The 15,466-nt window shown below is 68.9% G+C and carries 16 protein-coding genes and 2 pseudogenes; 5 read left to right on the top strand and 13 right to left on the bottom strand.

The annotated features are described in order from the left end of the window. The first annotated feature begins 34 nt into the window (after positions 1 to 34). On the top strand, positions 35 to 364 hold the full coding sequence (locus ABD260_RS32335; RefSeq protein ID WP_344239785.1) for a PadR family transcriptional regulator: 330 nt from the start codon (positions 35 to 37) through the stop codon (positions 362 to 364). Continuing rightward, positions 361 to 1,563: an HAAS signaling domain-containing protein gene (locus ABD260_RS32330; RefSeq protein ID WP_344239783.1), complete on the top strand. Its 1,203-nt coding sequence runs from the start codon at positions 361 to 363 to the stop codon at positions 1,561 to 1,563. The genes ABD260_RS32335 and ABD260_RS32330 overlap by 4 nt, the downstream gene beginning before the upstream one ends. Here ABD260_RS32330 and ABD260_RS32325 read toward each other — a convergent pair whose 3' ends face one another. From ABD260_RS32325 to ABD260_RS32295, 7 genes are all read right to left on the bottom strand, one after another. Continuing rightward, positions 1,564 to 2,283 (bottom strand): GNAT family N-acetyltransferase, encoded by a 720-nt coding sequence (locus ABD260_RS32325; RefSeq protein ID WP_344239781.1) that lies wholly within the window; start codon positions 2,281 to 2,283, stop codon positions 1,564 to 1,566. Positions 2,284 to 2,405: 122 nt separating this feature from the next. After that, on the bottom strand, positions 2,406 to 3,362 hold the full coding sequence (locus ABD260_RS32320; protein ID WP_344239779.1) for an adenylate/guanylate cyclase domain-containing protein: 957 nt from the start codon (positions 3,360 to 3,362) through the stop codon (positions 2,406 to 2,408). A 209-nt stretch (positions 3,363 to 3,571) separates the two neighbouring features. Then, positions 3,572 to 3,970, bottom strand: a complete 399-nt coding sequence (locus ABD260_RS32315) for a cyclic nucleotide-binding domain-containing protein (protein ID WP_344239777.1) — start codon at positions 3,968 to 3,970, stop codon at positions 3,572 to 3,574. 84 nt (positions 3,971 to 4,054) lie between these two features. After that, the gene (locus ABD260_RS32310; RefSeq protein WP_344239775.1) at positions 4,055 to 5,473 is read right to left on the bottom strand and encodes an FAD-dependent monooxygenase; all 1,419 of its coding nucleotides are present in this window, start codon (positions 5,471 to 5,473) and stop codon (positions 4,055 to 4,057) included. Beyond that, a complete protein-coding gene (locus tag ABD260_RS32305) occupies positions 5,470 to 6,207 on the bottom strand; it encodes a VC0807 family protein (protein ID WP_344239773.1) in 738 nt (245 codons plus the stop codon). Before ABD260_RS32305 ends, ABD260_RS32310 begins: the two co-directional genes overlap by 4 nt. 101 nt (positions 6,208 to 6,308) lie before the next feature. Then, entirely contained in the window at positions 6,309 to 6,902 is a 594-nt protein-coding gene (locus ABD260_RS32300; protein WP_344239771.1) for a TetR/AcrR family transcriptional regulator, read from the bottom strand. A 79-nt stretch (positions 6,903 to 6,981) separates the two neighbouring features. Next, positions 6,982 to 7,638, bottom strand: coding sequence for a TetR/AcrR family transcriptional regulator (locus ABD260_RS32295; RefSeq protein ID WP_344239769.1), 657 nt, complete (start codon positions 7,636 to 7,638; stop codon positions 6,982 to 6,984). A 41-nt stretch (positions 7,639 to 7,679) separates the two neighbouring features. On the opposite strand from ABD260_RS32295, the gene ABD260_RS32290 reads away from it, so the two are divergent. After that, a complete protein-coding gene (locus ABD260_RS32290) occupies positions 7,680 to 8,525 on the top strand; it encodes an alpha/beta fold hydrolase (protein WP_344239767.1) in 846 nt (281 codons plus the stop codon). Between the two features lie 157 nt (positions 8,526 to 8,682). On the opposite strand, the gene ABD260_RS32285 is transcribed toward ABD260_RS32290, so the two are convergent. The 6 genes and pseudogenes from ABD260_RS32285 to ABD260_RS32260 all read right to left on the bottom strand — a co-directional run. Continuing rightward, complete coding sequence (locus ABD260_RS32285) at positions 8,683 to 9,660, bottom strand: class I SAM-dependent methyltransferase (RefSeq protein WP_344239765.1); 978 nt, start codon at positions 9,658 to 9,660, stop codon at positions 8,683 to 8,685. Positions 9,661 to 9,771: 111 nt separating this feature from the next. Continuing rightward, positions 9,772 to 10,974: a 3,4-dihydroxy-2-butanone-4-phosphate synthase gene (locus ABD260_RS32280; RefSeq protein WP_344239763.1), complete on the bottom strand. Its 1,203-nt coding sequence runs from the start codon at positions 10,972 to 10,974 to the stop codon at positions 9,772 to 9,774. A gap of 346 nt (positions 10,975 to 11,320) precedes the next feature. Further along, positions 11,321 to 12,664: a threonine/serine exporter family protein gene (locus ABD260_RS32275; RefSeq protein ID WP_344239761.1), complete on the bottom strand. Its 1,344-nt coding sequence runs from the start codon at positions 12,662 to 12,664 to the stop codon at positions 11,321 to 11,323. Next, the gene (locus ABD260_RS32270) at positions 12,654 to 13,037 is read right to left on the bottom strand and encodes a sugar-binding domain-containing protein (protein WP_344239759.1); all 384 of its coding nucleotides are present in this window, start codon (positions 13,035 to 13,037) and stop codon (positions 12,654 to 12,656) included. Before ABD260_RS32270 ends, ABD260_RS32275 begins: the two co-directional genes overlap by 11 nt. Before the next feature lie 116 nt (positions 13,038 to 13,153). Next, a pseudogene (locus tag ABD260_RS37695) lies at positions 13,154 to 13,435 on the bottom strand (sugar-binding domain-containing protein); the annotation flags it as partial. A 24-nt stretch (positions 13,436 to 13,459) separates the two neighbouring features. After that, positions 13,460 to 13,897: pseudogene (locus ABD260_RS32260) on the bottom strand (apiosidase-like domain-containing protein); the annotation flags it as partial. A 31-nt stretch (positions 13,898 to 13,928) separates the two neighbouring features. Here ABD260_RS32260 and ABD260_RS37690 point away from each other — a divergent pair. Together ABD260_RS37690 and ABD260_RS32255 are read left to right on the top strand one after the other, a co-directional pair. After that, a complete protein-coding gene (locus tag ABD260_RS37690; RefSeq protein WP_425553448.1) occupies positions 13,929 to 14,150 on the top strand; it encodes an FGGY family carbohydrate kinase in 222 nt (73 codons plus the stop codon). Further along, entirely contained in the window at positions 14,098 to 14,415 is a 318-nt protein-coding gene (locus tag ABD260_RS32255; RefSeq protein ID WP_344239755.1) for an FGGY family carbohydrate kinase, read from the top strand. The genes ABD260_RS37690 and ABD260_RS32255 overlap by 53 nt, the downstream gene beginning before the upstream one ends. The last annotated feature ends 1,051 nt before the right edge of the window (positions 14,416 to 15,466 follow it).

The following is a 15,466-nucleotide window of genomic DNA, read 5'->3' as shown; positions in this document are numbered from 1 at the left end:
TGTGGAGTAGTGTGCGGCGGGGAGGTGGTGGGTGGTGGAGACGAGTCAGTTGCTCAAGGGTGTGTTGGATTTGGCGGTGCTGGCCGTGCTGCGGGATGGGGACGGGTATGGGTACGACGTGCTGCGGCGGTTGCGGGCGGCTGGGTTGGAGGATGTCGCGGATGCGTCGGTGTACGGGACGTTGCGCCGGTTGTACGCGGCCGGGGCACTGACCTCGTACATGCAACCCAGTGAAGAAGGGCCGCACCGGAAGTACTACGGGCTGAACCAGGACGGGCGTGAGTTGCTGGCGCGGTCCACTCAGATGTGGAACCACTTCGCCGGCTCGATGTCCGCGCTGTTGCTGGCGAAGGAGGCTGCGTGAACAGCACTCTGACTGGCGCGGGCGCCGTCTACTTGGCCCAGGTACGCGCCGAGCTGAGCGACCTGCCCGCCGGTGAGCTCGAGGACGTGGTGCAGGACGTCAGCGGTCATCTCACCGAGGTGGCGGCCGAGTTCGGCGCGGAGCCGACGCTCGCGGATCTGCAGCAACGTCTCGGCACACCACGCCAGTACGCCAATGAGCTGCGCACCTCCGCCGGGTACCCGCCGCGCTCGCCGGCCATCAGCCAGAGCCAGTTGAGCGCCGGCTGGAACGCGCTGCGCTGGGGCGCGGTCGCCGGTACGGTCGGGCCGTTCTTCATCGCGGTCGCGATCTTCGCCTGGTCGCGGAACGAGACCGCGTTCTTCGGCGTACTCGGGCTCGGCGTACTGTTCGGTGCCGCATTCCTTGGCGTACAGGCCTTGCAGGGCAATGACCCGCGGATCGTGCTGGACACACCGCAGGGTGCACGCGGCGCGACCTCCGTACGCGGCTGGATCGACCAGATCCCACCGCACATCCGGCACGAACTGGTGACGATCGGCCAGCCGGTCTGGTGGGTGACCCGCGGCGTGATCGGCGCGGGCGGGTTCTTCGCGCTGTTCGGCGCCAACTCGGTCACCGTGGTCGGCGCGATCGCCGGCGCCGCGGTGTCGATCTGGATCGGCCGCAAGACCCAGCAGGACCGCCGCTGGCTCTGGTACGTGGTGCCGCTGAACGTGGCCGCGGCGATCGCGGTGCCGTCGTTCCTCGCGGCGGCGTACTCGGGCGCGTCGTTCGGATTCCTGAAGAACTACAACGACTTCCGCGGCCATCCGGCCACAACCGGGCGGGCGCAGTCCGTGGACGGGCTGATGCTGAACGGGGTCACGATCAGCAACATCTACCCGTTCGATGCCCAGGGCAAGCAAGTGTCGGTCCGGTTGTACGACCAGGACGGGAACCCGATCGACCTGGATCTGCAGAACTGCGCGAACGCGTTCGGGTCGGGACGGCGGGAGACCGGCAACGTGTTCCCGCAGGCGGTGGTGATGCCGGATTCGGGCGGGTACGCGGGGCCGGACAACTGCAAGGACAGCACCAAGGCTCCGTTCGCCCCACCTACCGCGCTCAAGCCCACCGCCGTGAGGCCCAGCGCCGGTCGGCCGACGCCGCTGCCGAGCTCGTCCACGGTCAGGCCCAGCTCGACTCCGACCCGGTAGCTACCGCAGGCCGGCGGCGGCAACCTCTCGGTACGTGTACCCCAACCGCTCGTACACCGCGATCGCGGCCGCGTTGTCACCATCCACCATCAACGCGGCCCGCCCGTGGCGCTTCACCAACTCGGCGGTGACGAAGCCACACACCTGCCGCGACAATCCCTTGCCCCGGGCAACCGGATTCGTCGCGACGCCGGCCAGGAAGCCGACTTCCGGCGCGCTCCAGGCATCCGCCGCGACACTCAGCAGCTCACCGTTGTCACCGGTGATTCCGGCCCAGCGCCGTACGCCGGCCTGACCGGGCCACGCGTACGACGAAGGCGACGCACCGAGCAGCAGCTCCTCCACGCCGTCGTCCCCATCGAGCCAACCGGCGGTCGTCGTCACGTCAGGCCCGGCCGCGCTGTCCATCCAGCCGAACGCCGCCGAAAACTCCATCCCCGGCACCCGCTCGGCCAGTCCACGGATCAGGTACTCCTCGCCGAACGGCCGGTACGACGGACCGACCTCGCGGACGACCTCAGCGACAAGCTTCGCGGCATCATCCACCGGCCCGGCCACCGCGAGCCGATCGTGTTTCGACACCGCCGGCGACGCGACCGCGACCGCATCCCCCGCGACCCACGCCCTCGCCCCGGTCGCGAACCCCTGCGCCGCCCAGAGAATCAGCGTTTCGCCCCCACAGACCCGGGCCAATTCAGTAGAACCTTCAACCTCACGCACGCGGCCAAACTTACCTTGGGTACCTAAGGACAGGAGGTGGTCGGGCCTGACCTAGTGCACCTGAGCGTGGAAGTCGTTTTGTGTACGGTGTCTCGGCGGTGCACTACCTGTCCTTCGGCACCTCACTCGGCGCGTTGCACTGCGTACGGGACCAGGTGGCGGTACCCGCGGACGGCTACGCGGCGGAGGCGGTGCAGGGCGTACGCGGGGTGGCCGTCGAGGGCGGCGGCCAGTTCGCGGTCGGCGAGGACGCGGCCGGGTTTGCATTCGGTGGTGAGGCGGGCGGCCAGGTTGACCACTTCGCCGTACACGTCGCCGAGGCGGATCAGGATCGAGCCGTACGCGAGCCCGATGCGCAGTTCGGGCAGCTCGTCGTCCGCGGTGACCGCGTCTTGGAGCGCGAGCGCGACGGCCGCACCTTGCGCGGCGGTGTCGGCGACGAAGAGCACCTCGTCGCCGATCGACTTGATCACCCGGCCGCCGTTCAGTGCGACCACGTCGGCGGCGGTTCCTTCGAACCGTTCGATCAGGGCGCCGAGTTCGGACTCGGTCAGTCGGCGGGTGAGGCGGGTGTAGCTGACGATGTCGGCGAAACCTACCGCGCGGACGCCGCGGGCCAGCTCGTCCGAGCCCGCGACCGCACGACCGGCCGCGGCGGCGAGATGGCGGCGCCAGACGTACGTCTGCAGCCGTTCCATTGCTGGGAGCAACAATCCGGCGACTTCGATCGCTTCTTCGGGTGGTAGTTGGGTGCTGCCGAGGAACTCGAGGAACATCGCGGACTGCCACGACGCCAGCCGCGACTGGGTCTGGCCGAGCTTGCGGGCCAGAGAAGACTCCATCTCCGGCTCGATGAAACCGTCGTCTTCCAACGCCGCTACCAGTCGCAACGCCTCGACGTCGTCGTCGGTGAACGCCACCTCATCATCCGGCACGGTCGCGAACCCAAGCGCATGCCACATCCGCTCAGCCCGCTCAATCGAAATCCCGGCCCGCTCCGAGACCTGCACCCGAGTGAACTTCCGCTCACCTCCCAGCAAAGTCCGCTCGAACTCCCGCTGCACACCCCCCAAATCCACCCGCCCAGCCGCTCGCTCCTCCGCGCCGGAAGAGCCAGGGGATCCCACGCCGGAAGAGTCGCCGGCACCAGAACCACCGTCTTTTGCGGCGGAGCGGTCGTCAGCATCGCGCTCGTCCGCGCCGGGAGTGCTGTTGTTCGGGGTGGGTGATCGGTGGGAGTTCGCGCCGGAGGATTCGGGCTTGCTCATGTTCTGGGTGTGTTCGGGGTTCAGGAGGTGCCGCGGCGTTCTTGGATGGTGGCGTCGATGGCTTCGCGGAAGGCGGGGAGGCGGCGGGTCAGGTCGTCGAACTTCTCGCGGGTGAAGTGCAGCAGCTGGAGCCGGGACTTCGCGGTGACGGTTGCCGTACGCAACGTGTTCTTCCGGACCGCGACCTCGCCGGCGATGTCACCCGGGCCGAGCTCGGCGATCTCCTGGCCCTTCTCGCGGACCGCGGCGGTACCGCTCAGGATCAGGTACGCGGCGTCCGGCGGCGTCTGCTCCAGGATCAGCGACCACCCGGCCGGTACCGAAACCTCTTCACCGGCCCGGAAGATGTCCCGGATGTCGCGCCCGGACAGATCCGCGAACAGCGGCAGATCCCGCGGGGATGTCCTACCCAGTGCCACGTCGCTCCTCCTCATCCCCCCGCCGATGTTTCCAGTCGGTAACTCTAACGGCTCCCACCCGCCCCGGTCACCCACCGACCCCACTCAACTCCCAGCCGTCACCCGCGGTAACCCACCAACCTCCGGAACAACCGCCCGCGGGTCGTCGCTCGCCCACCCCACATATCCATCCGGCCGAACCAAAACCCGCGCCCCACACACTCCACCACCCGCAAACCCATTCGCCTCGCCGAGCCCGCCCGCCGCCAGATCCATCCCCTCCAGCAGTACGTGTCGGCCGGCGCGTAGGCGGTCGGCCAGCGTCTGCCCGTTGGCGAGCGTGATGTCCGGCATCCGCCGACCCACCAGCGGATGGTCGCCAGGCGCGTACGCGACACCGATCCCGGAAACCTGCTCCGCCAGCAACCGATTCGCCTCCGGTACGCCCAGCAGCTCCACGAACGTCTCGCGCAAACAAGCGACATCCTCATCCGGCACCATCAGGACCCCCTGCGCGCGAGTGTTCCCAAGCACCGCACGCCCCACCGGGTGCCGCTCGTCGTGATAACTGTCCAGCAACCCCGAACCAGCCTCACCTCGCACAACCGCACCCAGCTTCCACCCCAGATTGAACGCATCCTGCAGTCCGAGATTCATCCCCTGCCCGCCCGTAGGCGAGTGCACATGCGCCGCATCCCCAGCCACAAACACCCGCCCCACCCGGTACCGCTCAGGCTGCCGCGCCGCATCCGTGAACCGCGACGCATAGCGCAGCTCTCGCAGCACAATCTCATCCCCGTACCAGCCCCGCAACGCCGCCGCGACCTCCTCGAACGCAACCGGCAAGTCCTTCGGCAAGTTCTGCTGCTCAGGCCCAGTGAACAGCGCACGATGTACGCCATCCTCCAACGGCACCATCGTCATCACCGCTCCGTCCCGCGGCACCAACGACGGCAACTCCCACCCCGGCTCAACCCCAGCGACAACAACATCCGCGACAACCGCGCTGAACCGCCCGTCCCGCCCAGGAAACTCGATCCCGGCCAGCTTCCGCACCGCGCTCCGCGCCCCGTCGCACCCCACGACCCACCCGGCCCGGATCTCCGCAGCGTCGGAAAACGTCGCCCGTACACCGGTCTCGTCCTGCTCAAGTCCGGTCAGCTCCAGCCCCCGGCATACGCCAACCCCGCGCCCGGCCAAATGCTCTTCCAGCCGCTGCTCGATCCGCAGCTGCGGAATCCCCAGCTGGTAAGGGAATCGAGTGTCCAGTACGCCATAATCAAGCGGCACCGGCAACCCGGCGAAATGCCCCGCCGGCAGCCGCGGCACATCATCCAGCAACGAGCCGAGCAACCCGCGAGAGTGCAAGATCTCCACGGATCTCGGCTGCAGGGACAATGCTTTCGATTGCCCGGACCGTTCGTTGGCCTTGTCAACGAGTACGACGTCAGCGCCCGCGAGTACCAGCTCCGACGCCAGCAGCAACCCGGTCGGACCGGCGCCGACCACGAGTACGTCAGTCATGCGAGCAGGTCGTTCTTGCGGGAGTAGATCATCATGAACCCGTAGAGCAGCACGAACAGTATGATCCACTGCGCCGTCGTAATCCCAGGCACGGCATCAAGCGGCAGCGCGTACGCGATCACAACGCGGACGCTCGCGTCGAAGACCAGCCCGATCCCCCAGACCAGTGTGATCAGCCGTACGCCATGCCGGAACCGTGGTTCTTTGTCCCAGCGGCTCGCCCAGATCTCGCCGCCGCCCTGACCGCGCTTTGCTTCCGCGATACCACGGCCGATCGACAGCAGCAGGGGTTTGCCGAAGGCAACTGTTCCGAGCATCCAGAAGCCGCACAGTGCGGTGATCACGCCGTCTTTGGCGAGCAGCATCCGCGGGCTGTGCATCGCGAGCGACGCGACCGTACCGACCGCGAGCGCGATGATCATGAACACGGCCATCCAGTCGACCTTGCGACCACGGACGATCGAGTACGCCGTCCGCACCACCGGGATCACCGAGCCGGCGAGGGTCGCACCAACAATCCCGACGCCGGACTGGCGGAGGCCGTAGAAGATCAGCAGCGGCAGGACAAGATCAACCGCCACCGGCGCCAACACCGCACCCCAGCGCGCCTTCGCCACCGCCGGCACGTCGCCCCGCGCACCCGGCTCCGCGCCGCTCGCTTCTTGCGACCCACCGGCCTCACGCTGAACCCCGGGCGGCGCCGACCGCGAACCACCCGGCCCGAATCGGCTCACCGCCGGTTCGCGTCGCGGCGGGCCCACCGCTGGTTCGTGATGCGGCGGGCCCACCGCTGGTTCGTGGTGCGGGCTCCGCGCCGAATCCTGCTGTTGCGGGCTCATCGCTGGATCCTGGTGGCCCGGTGGAAGGTTTCGGCCAGCTCGGTGGCGCAGTTCTCGGGGTCCGCGCCGGCGATCAGGCGACCGGCGGAGGCGTCGATGGCGGCACGCACGGTGTACGCCATCAGCAGCGTGTCGAACTTCCGGAACACGCCCGTGCGCTGCCCTTCGTCGAACAACCGATTCAGTCGGGACACGGCGGCATCCGCTTCCTCGGTGGGGACCGGCGCGCCGCCGTACACGATCTGCTGCACCGCCCGGATGTGCGCCGGGTGGGCGGCGATGAACTCGACGTTCGACCGGATGTACGCCGCGAGCTTCCCGTCGGCGCCGGTCGCTGCCTCGATGGCCGGGCGCATCACCGCGGCCGCGTCGGTGGTGACCCGGTGGAGGACCTCGGCGAGCAGGTCGTCCTTGGTCGAGAAGTGGTACGAGATCAGCCGCTTGCTGCTCAACCCGGCGACCTCGCAGATCGCGTCGTACGAAGTCGCCCCGTAGCCACGCTCGGCAAGCACCTTGATCGTCGCCGCGACAATCTGCTCCCGCCGAGCCGCCGTACTCCGCTCCCGATCCGTCGCCTGATTTATCCGCATGAGTAAAAGTTACACACGCGGATAAATCAACGTCAAGCGCGGGCGGTGACACCCCGACCCGCACCGGTCACGAACCAAGTCATCGCGTGCCCATCCGGGCGAGCGGCCGAAGAAGGTCGAGGGTACGGCGGGCTTCCGCCGCCAACGCGCTCAGCTCAGCTTCGGACTCGAGCGTGCCGAGGCGTTCGACGACACGGACGAAGAGCTGCAGCAGCGCGTCGGCCAGGGTGCGGGCAGCCAGTGGATCGACCTGCTCGTGCTCCGTCCAGTGCTCGGCGAGAGCCGAGGCCAGGTCCCGCGCGTGTCCGAGCAGATGCCTGCGCAGTCCGGGATCGGTGGCAACAAGCCGGGGCATCCCACCGGGCTGCCGCAGCGAACGGCGGCCCGCGAGGCCGAGCACACCACGCTCCAGCCACACCCCGAACTGATCGACCAGACCGTCAGCAGCCATCGGCTCCGCGCCCGGCTGCCCGGTCGAAGGCACTCCGGCGGGCGCGAGGAGGAGGCGACGGAGCTCATCGACGCGATCGAAGACCAGGGCTTCCTTTGTCGGGAAGTAGTTGTAGACGGTCTGCTCCGAGACCTCCGAGGCTCGAGCAACGTCGAGCATCGTCACCGCCGCGAACCCCGACGCAGCGAACAAACGAGCCGCGGCGGCGGCGATCGACGCGCGGGTCTTCGCCTTCTTCCGGGCCCGCAACCCGCCGGCCGGTGGGTTGTCGACTGAGGCTCGCATCTTCTTAGGGTAACCCAACTAATTGGGTTACCCTAAGAATCATGGACACCATCACGGCACCGGACGGCACCACGATCGGCTTTCGTACGCTCGGCACCGGGCCGGGGCTGATCGTCGTCCACGGAGCGTTGGAGTCCGCAGCGTCCTACGCCGACCTGGCCGCGGCGCTGTCTGACTCGTTCACCGTGCACGTCCTCGACCGGCGCGGCCGGGGCTCGAGCGGGCCGCACGGCGACGGGTACGGGCTCGATACGGAGGTTGCGGATGTTGCCGGTGTCGCTCGGGCGACCGGAGCCGGCCAGATCTTCGGGGTCAGCTCCGGTGCGGTGATCGCACTGCAGGCCGGGCTGGAGGTCGCGGAGATCACACGGGTCGCCGGCTACGAGCCGGCGCTGTCGATCCCGGGCGAGGACCCGATCGGCGACACGTTCATCCCGGCGTACGAGGACGCGCTTCGCCGCGGCGAGCCGGCCGAGGCGATGGTCACGGCACTCAAGGGACTGCAGGTCGGACCGGCCTTCCTGCGGATCCTGCCGCGCCGGATCGCGGTCGCGCTGATCCGCAAGTTCATCGCGGGCGAACAGTCCGCCGGAGACGAACCGGATTTCACCAGCTTGCTGCCGACTCTGCGCTACGACTTCCAACTCTCGGCTGAGGGCAGTGCCGACCTGGAGCGGTTCAAGGCGCTCGACCACCCGGTTCTCCTGCTGGGAGGCAGCCGGAGTCCGCATTATCTGAAGGCCGCATTGACCGCGCTCCATCGCCTCCTCCCGGACAGCCGGCGCAGCGAACTGCGCGGCGCGAACCACAACACCGCCAACAACCGATCCCAGGGCGGACGGCCGGAACTGGTCGCGGCCGAGCTGCGTGACTTCCTGACCCAGTGACGGCAGTGCGATACCTGAATCGCGAAGTCCTCCCCCAGCGCGCTGGTTACACACACGGATAAATCAACGTCACCCCGGCGCGGGATGTCGGTGGTGTTCGGCGGAGCGTGATGGAAGGTCAAGCGCGGGCGCGGTCAGGAGGATCGGCGGGCTGCGATCAGGAGGTTCGGCGGGCGGCGACCAGGAGGATCGGTGGGCGGCGGCGGTGGATGGCGAGGTGCGGGTGGGCGGCCGCTTGTTCTCGGGTCGGGAGGGGTTCGTCGATCAGTTCCAGCTGGAACCCGTGGCGCCGGAGGGAGCCGACGATCGAGCCGATCGTCCGGTGGTACTTCACCACCCCCTCCACAAACCAGGTCCGCTCCCGCCGACCCTCGTCCGCGTAGTCGTCCACCCCACAGTCCACCGCCACCGCCGCCGTCATCACCGGATGCTCCACCGAAAACACCAACGCCCCTCCCGCACGAGGCAACCCCTCACCCCCACCGGACGACGCCCCACGCCCGACCCGCGTCACCTCGCCCCCACTGGACGACGGCTCACGCTCGACCCGCGTCACCTCACCTCCACTGGACGACGGCTCACGCCCGACCCGCGGCGCCTCGCCCCAACTGGACGCCGGCTCACGCTCGATCGGCCGCGCCTCGGCCCCACCGGGCACCACCACGCGCGCGGCTGGCGGAGAGCCAGCCTCGCCCGGTGGGTGCTTGCGTTCGCTGCGGGACAGCCAGTGGGCTGTTCGGGCGAGCAGGGTGTCGAGGTTTTCGACGTAGTGGAGGGCCATGCTGCTGACGACCAGGTCCGCTGAGCCAGGTGGTAGGTCGAAGGTTGTGAGGTCGGCGCGCTGGTACCTGACTCGCGGGTGCTGGACCGCCGCCGCGAGCATCTGTTGTGAGGCGTCGACAGCCAGTACGTCGGCAGCGCCCGCCTTGGCCAGGCGCACGGCGAGTCCGCCTTCGCCGCAGCCCAGGTCGACCACCCGAGCGCCGGCAACCGGCAAAGTCCTGAGGACGGCGTCCATGGCTGGGATCTCCAGTTCATCGTTGATCCCTTGGCCAGTACGGCGTAGGTGGCGGTAGCCGTCCAGGAAGTCCGGATCGTCGTACAGCCCAGCACCGTCACGCGACCGCCCACTCACAGGTCGGCGCTCACAGGTCGGCGCTCACAGGTCGACGCTCACAGGTCGACGCTCACTGGCGTGCAGGTCGGCATGCGCGCTGGCATGCAGGTCGGCGTGCAGGCTGGTTGGTCATAGCCAGCGGGCCAGGTCGTGGATGTCTACCATCGGGAGCTCCCAGCGCAGGGCGAACTGTTCGAGGTCGGCCGCGCCGGCCATCACTCCGTCCGGACGCATCACCTCACAGCACACTCCGACCGGCGCCAACCCAGCGGCTACGCACAACGCGACGGTCGCCTCGGTGTGCCCGCGGCGCTCAGCCAGCAGCCCAGGGCGTGCGGCCAGCGGGAACACATGCCCAGGGCGCAAGAAGTCAGTCGGTACGGCATCCGGTGAAGCCAGGCGGCGGATTGTTGCAGCTCGATCGGCGGCGGAGACCCCGGTCCCGTCCGACGCGGCGAGATCGACCGGTACATGCATCGCCGTACCTTGCCGGTCGCCACCGCCCGGGATCGGCCCGATCTCCAACCGCTCCAGTACGTCGGCAGCACACGGGATCGTCGTATGCCCACAAGCCTGTGTCAGCAGGAACCGCATCGCCTCCGGCCGGAACCGCTCGCCCGCGAAGATCACGTCGCCCTCGCCTTCCGCGGTCGGGTCCCACACGACAACCCCACCACCCGCGGCGATCTGCGCGACCACCTTCTGCACGCCGGTTTCGCCGCTGAGCTGCCCGGCCCACGGCAACCGCGCCACTGCCCGCCGGAACTCCGGCCCGTGCCCCTCGCGCGCCATCCGGACGAGCAGATCGCTCTCCAAGTTGACCCGGCTCCCGACCACCAGCGCGCTGAGTTTCGTCTTCGTCAGCGTGGCCGGGACGAGTACGACCGAGAACCGGTCCTTCAGTACCTCCGCGACCGTGATGCTGACCCCGTCGATCGCCACCGACGTCTTCGCCACCAACCGGGCCAGAAGTCGCTCCGGCGGCTTGATCCAGACGCGATGCCCGGCCGGCTCCACGTCGACGCGCAGTACCTTGCCGACACCCTCGACATGCCCTTGGACAAGGTGTCCGTCGATCCGGTCGCCGACGGCAACCGGCAGTTGAACGTGCAGCACCGTGCCTTCGCAGACCCGGTCGAAGGTCGTACGGCGGCGGGTCTCCTCCGTGACCACGACGTCGATCTCCCCGGGCGACACCGATTCGGCGCTGAACCGGATCCCGTCGAGGCAGACCGCGGCACCCGGCGCGACCGTGACGCCGGTCCGGACCCTCAGTAGGTCACCGCTGATCCCGGTGACGGTGCCGACGTGCTCGATCAGACCTGTGAACATGCTTCGCTCCCGGCATTCGTTCATGGCCAGGGACCTCAAGTGCCCGCTGAGCAACGCCGCTCACGGGCACCAAGTCCGAGCTGAAGCGGGGTATCACCGCATGGCCCCGGTCGTACCGGGTCGCTCCGCCTTCCGGCAGAGCCGACGGGCCTGGATCACATCCAACCGTCACACCGTGGAATCGCACCAAGCGGCATTAAACCACGGCACCGCCGACCCGAACTGTTGCCCAGCCCACACCCCAAGCGCACACCCCAGCCCACCCCAAGCGCACACCCCAGCCCACCCCAAGCTCACACCCCAGCCCACCCCAAGCTCACACCCCAGCCCACCCCAGCTCACACCGCTAGGCCGCGCGCCGGCGGCGTCTGGTTCGGCCCGTACGGCGGCGAATCGGACGGCGGGGACCCACCAGGCGGGGCCCGGCCAGGCGGTCTTCCAGGCGGCGGGCTTCGCGGCGGATCGGCTGGGCCACGTACTCGCCGAGGATCAGTCCCGAGGCCAGCGCGACACCGATGGCGACCGCGGTGGTGAGGCTGACGATGCCGAAGATGTTGCCGCGGGCCGTCAGTTCGTACAGGCCGCGGTAGATGGTCAGGCCGGGCAGCAGCGGGATCGAGCCCGCGACGACCACGACCAGCGGCGGTACGCCGGTCCGCCGCCCGCTGGAGTACCCGCCCAGCCCGACGACGAACGCGGCCGCGGCAGTCGACCAGGCCGGCCCGAAGGACGCCCGGGTCATCAACGTGAAGACCAGCGAGGCCAGTGCACCCATCACCGCGACCGGCAGCAGCGCGCGCAGGGGTGCGTACGTCGCGTACGCGAACGCGGTCGCCATCACCGCGCCGGAGATGACCATCACCGGGAGGTTCGCCAGCTGGATCGCCTGCGGTTCGATCCCGACGTTCAGCCCGAACTTCAGGCCCAGCGCGAGCCCGAGCGACACCCCCGCGATGATGCCGCCGGTGAGCAGCATCGCTTCCAGACTTCGGGCCGCGGCGGTCACGTAGTACCCGGTGATCGCGTCCTGGACCGCACCGGTGAGAGCGATTCCGGCCAGCAACATAATGATGCCGGCGGCAACGACCAGCGATGGTTTCACCGGTGCGTCAATGGCGTACAGACCGAGCGCGACCGCTGTCGCCACGAACGCGCCGGCGACCTGTTGATAGAACGCGGGCAGCCGCTGCCGGTTGAACCACCGGTTGTTCAGGTCGATCACGACCGCGGTCAGTACGGCTACCGCCGTGATCAGCCAGCCACCACCGAGCAGCAGCGTCGCGCCGCCGGCCATCACGCCCCACGCGAGCACGGCACTCCAGCGCGGGTACGGCGGCCCGGCCGACGTCAGCCGGGCCAGCTCCCGCGAAGCCTCCTCGCGCGTCACGTCACCCCGCGCGAAGCGGCGCACCAGCCGGTCGACGTCGGTCAGCCGGCTGAAGTCCTGCGACCGGTACCTGACCAGGCGGATGTGCGTTTCGGGCGCGACATCCGGCGCCTCCTGGTACGACACCGCCATCGACGTGAAGGTGATGTCCACCTCGCATCCCCGCAGTCCACCGGCCGCGGTCACACCGAGGATCGTCGCGGTCGCATCCGCCGTACCGGCGCCGCTGGACAGCAACACCTCACCGACCCGCAACGCCAGGTCGATGGTCGCGTAAACCTCCCGCTGCTCGTCAGGCTCCATCAAGCAAGCGATGAGCCATCGCGAGGTCGGTGATGAGGATGTTCACCCAGCCGCCGAGCAACGCCGCGCGGATGGCCGAGTACTTGCGGTCGCCGCCGGTCACCCCGATCCGGCGTGGTACCGCCAGCAACTCCTTCGCGGTCACCCCGATGACCCGCTGGTCGAACGTCGAACGCACAAGCTTTCCCTCTTCGTCGAAGAACCGGAAACACACGTCCCCGACCGCACCGAGCCTGCGCAGCTCGTCCTGGTCGGCCTCGGCGACCGCGTTTCCGCTGCGCTGCAGCAGCGGTGACGGCTCCAGGCTGCCGATCCCGACCAGGGCGTCGGTGAGCTGTCCCCAGGGTGCCCAGAACGTCCCGGACCGACACATCGTTCATCATCGCCCGCCGGACCGCGGGTGTCCCGACCAGCCCGGGCGCCGGCAGGTACACCGGTCAGCTCGGCGAACCGCGCCGTCAGCCGGGTCGCCTGCATCTGCACCGCCGCATCACCGAGCCCGCCAACGATCTGGACCACCTTGTCGACCACCGGCACGCTCTTGCGCGGCATCCGGTCGACCGCGCTGAGCAGCGTCTCGCTCCAGGACGAGATGCCCACGACATGCCCGCCGGTGAGCGTCATGTCCAAGTACGCCGCCGCGCCCGAACCGAGCGCCGGCAGTACGTCCTCACCAACCCCGAGCGTGTCGACGACAACCGCCTCCCGCAGCCCGTACCGGCCCTGCAGCTCGTCCAGCGCCGGCCGGCGCGCAGCACGGTTGCTGTTCACGGCGCTCCTTTCGATGAACCAGGACTATAGGCAGATGTAGACCCGCGGCGCGCCACCAGGACCAGGGATCGGAGTCTGGGGCGTGTCGCGCTCCCCGGCGGCAACGATCGCCCCGTCCCGTGGATCGACGATCGTGTACGCAAGCGGCACGCTGCCGTCGAACACCATCACCGGCCCGCCGTTCTCGCGGTACACGATCAGACCCCCGTCGGGCGTACTCAGCGCACGCCCCGAAATCACCCGCGTCCAGTCCGGGGCGATGTCGGTCGTCGGCAGACCGGCAAGGACCTTCCCGAGCATGCCGACGTACGCGGATCCCTCGAAGCCGATCGCCTCCCGCCAGCCCGCGCCCGGTGCGAGGAAGAACTCGGAGTGCCCCGGATCGTCCGCGTGCAAACGCCATTGCCACCGGCTGCCCTCGCCGTAGACGACGCCCATTGTGCCGCCCGCGCACAGATTGCTCCACGCCTCATGACCTGCGCCGGCCGGGCCGGTGCTCGGCTGGCAGGACGCGCGTACGGCCGAGTGGTGCCGTCAACTTCCCGCATCCGGTGACGATCTCGTCCGCCGGCGCACCGGGCTCCGGGTCGACGCGATGTTCTCCGCACCCAAACTGCGCTGGCTTCTCGACCGCACTTCCGACGCTTCTGCCGGCACCGCTTTTGGTTGGCATTGTCGACAGCTGGCTGGTTCATCGCCTGACTGGTTGCCGTGAGCATCTGATCGAAGCCGGTAATGCCTCGCGGACCTTGCTCTACGACACGATCGACCTCGACTGGTCGGCCGAGCTGCCGGACGCTTTCGGCGTACGCCGCTCGGCCTTGCCGGAAGTGCGCACTCGGCTTCGGTACTACAAAGGGCGTACCTGGTCTCGCGGACGGGATTCCGATTGTCGCGGTACTCGCGGATTCGCATGCTGCGATGTACGGCCAGGGCTGCGCACGTACGGGATGGTCAAGGCGACGTACGGCACCGACTAGATCGGGTTCCATTCGGCCACCGGCTGGGTCGTCGGTGATGACGCCGGTCGATGGCTTCGTCCCGAGCGGATGCACATTGGCGTGGCCGACGCATCGGCCGAGGTACGCGCTCGAAGGCAACATCGTCTCATCCGGCGCCGCCCTCGCCTGGACCGCTGACCTACTCGGCCTCCCAGTACTGCCCTCCCCCAGATCTCCGCCCTCAGCACCGCCGAACTCGCGTGAACCACCCGCGGCAGACCCACCCACTGGCCGCCCGCCCGCACCTACCGCACCTTCACCCCGCCATCACCCCCGCGGCTCGCCCACCACCAGCACCATCTGACGCGAAGGAACCATCTGGTCGGGGGTGTGGGGCGGGGTGGGCGACTGGAGTTGTGGGGTGGGGGTGCGCGGTTGGACTGGATGTATGCGTTGACCAGGTAGTGCACCTGAGCGTGAAGGGCCAAGATGTACGGCGTCTCGGGAGTGCACTACCTGTCGAGCGGCCGAACGTCCACTGCGAGCGCGGCCGATGACGCTCGCGGTTGCAGGCCGGTGCCTCGCAACTCCACCCCCGGTGGCAACTGACCCACACCTCAATCACAAGAGCCGGACATCCCCTGAACTGCACGGTTGCCCCTGGAATTTTCAGTGGCCACCCCTCCACTTCAGGGGCTGACCCCTCAAACGGCGGGTTGCCCCCTGGGATTTTCGGGGGGCAACCCACCACCTCAGGGGCCGACCCCTCAAACGGCGGGTTGTCCCCTGGGACTTTCGGAGGCCACCCATCACCGCAGGGGGCTGACCCCTCAAACGGTGGGTTGCCCCCTGGGATTTTCGGGGGGCAACCCATCACCTCAGGGGCTGACCCCTCAAATGGTGCTGGGAGCGGTCCGCGTCGGCGTGGGTGTGGGCGGCGGCGTGCGGCTTGCAGCGCGGGGGCAGGGGCGGGGCCGGCGCCGAGGCGGGCGCGGGCACAGGGGGCAGGCGCGGACGGGGGGCGGGCGCGGGCACGGGGCAGGCGCGGGCGCCGGGGCAAGTCGGAGGCCAAGCGGTCTTAGGAAGACAA

The sequence above is a fragment of the Kribbella hippodromi genome, from assembly GCF_039531045.1.
Lineage (GTDB): Bacteria > Actinomycetota > Actinomycetes > Propionibacteriales > Kribbellaceae > Kribbella > Kribbella hippodromi.
This window is presented reverse-complemented; position numbering and strand designations above follow the sequence as displayed.

Bases quoted from the DNA above. Each gene is read 5' to 3' on its own strand.
- ABD260_RS32275 (WP_344239761.1), bottom strand. From the start codon at position 12,664: ATGGAGCCTGACGAGCAGCGGGAGGTTTACGCGACCATCGACCTGGCG.
- ABD260_RS32310 (WP_344239775.1), bottom strand. From the start codon at position 5,473: ATGACTGACGTACTCGTGGTCGGCGCCGGTCCGACCGGGTTGCTGCTG.
- ABD260_RS32280 (WP_344239763.1), bottom strand. From the start codon at position 10,974: ATGTTCACAGGTCTGATCGAGCACGTCGGCACCGTCACCGGGATCAGC.
- ABD260_RS32295 (WP_344239769.1), bottom strand. From the start codon at position 7,638: ATGCGAGCCTCAGTCGACAACCCACCGGCCGGCGGGTTGCGGGCCCGG.
- ABD260_RS32300 (WP_344239771.1), bottom strand. From the start codon at position 6,902: ATGCGGATAAATCAGGCGACGGATCGGGAGCGGAGTACGGCGGCTCGG.
- ABD260_RS32290 (WP_344239767.1), top strand. From the start codon at position 7,680: ATGGACACCATCACGGCACCGGACGGCACCACGATCGGCTTTCGTACG.
- ABD260_RS32270 (WP_344239759.1), bottom strand. From the start codon at position 13,037: ATGTGTCGGTCCGGGACGTTCTGGGCACCCTGGGGACAGCTCACCGAC.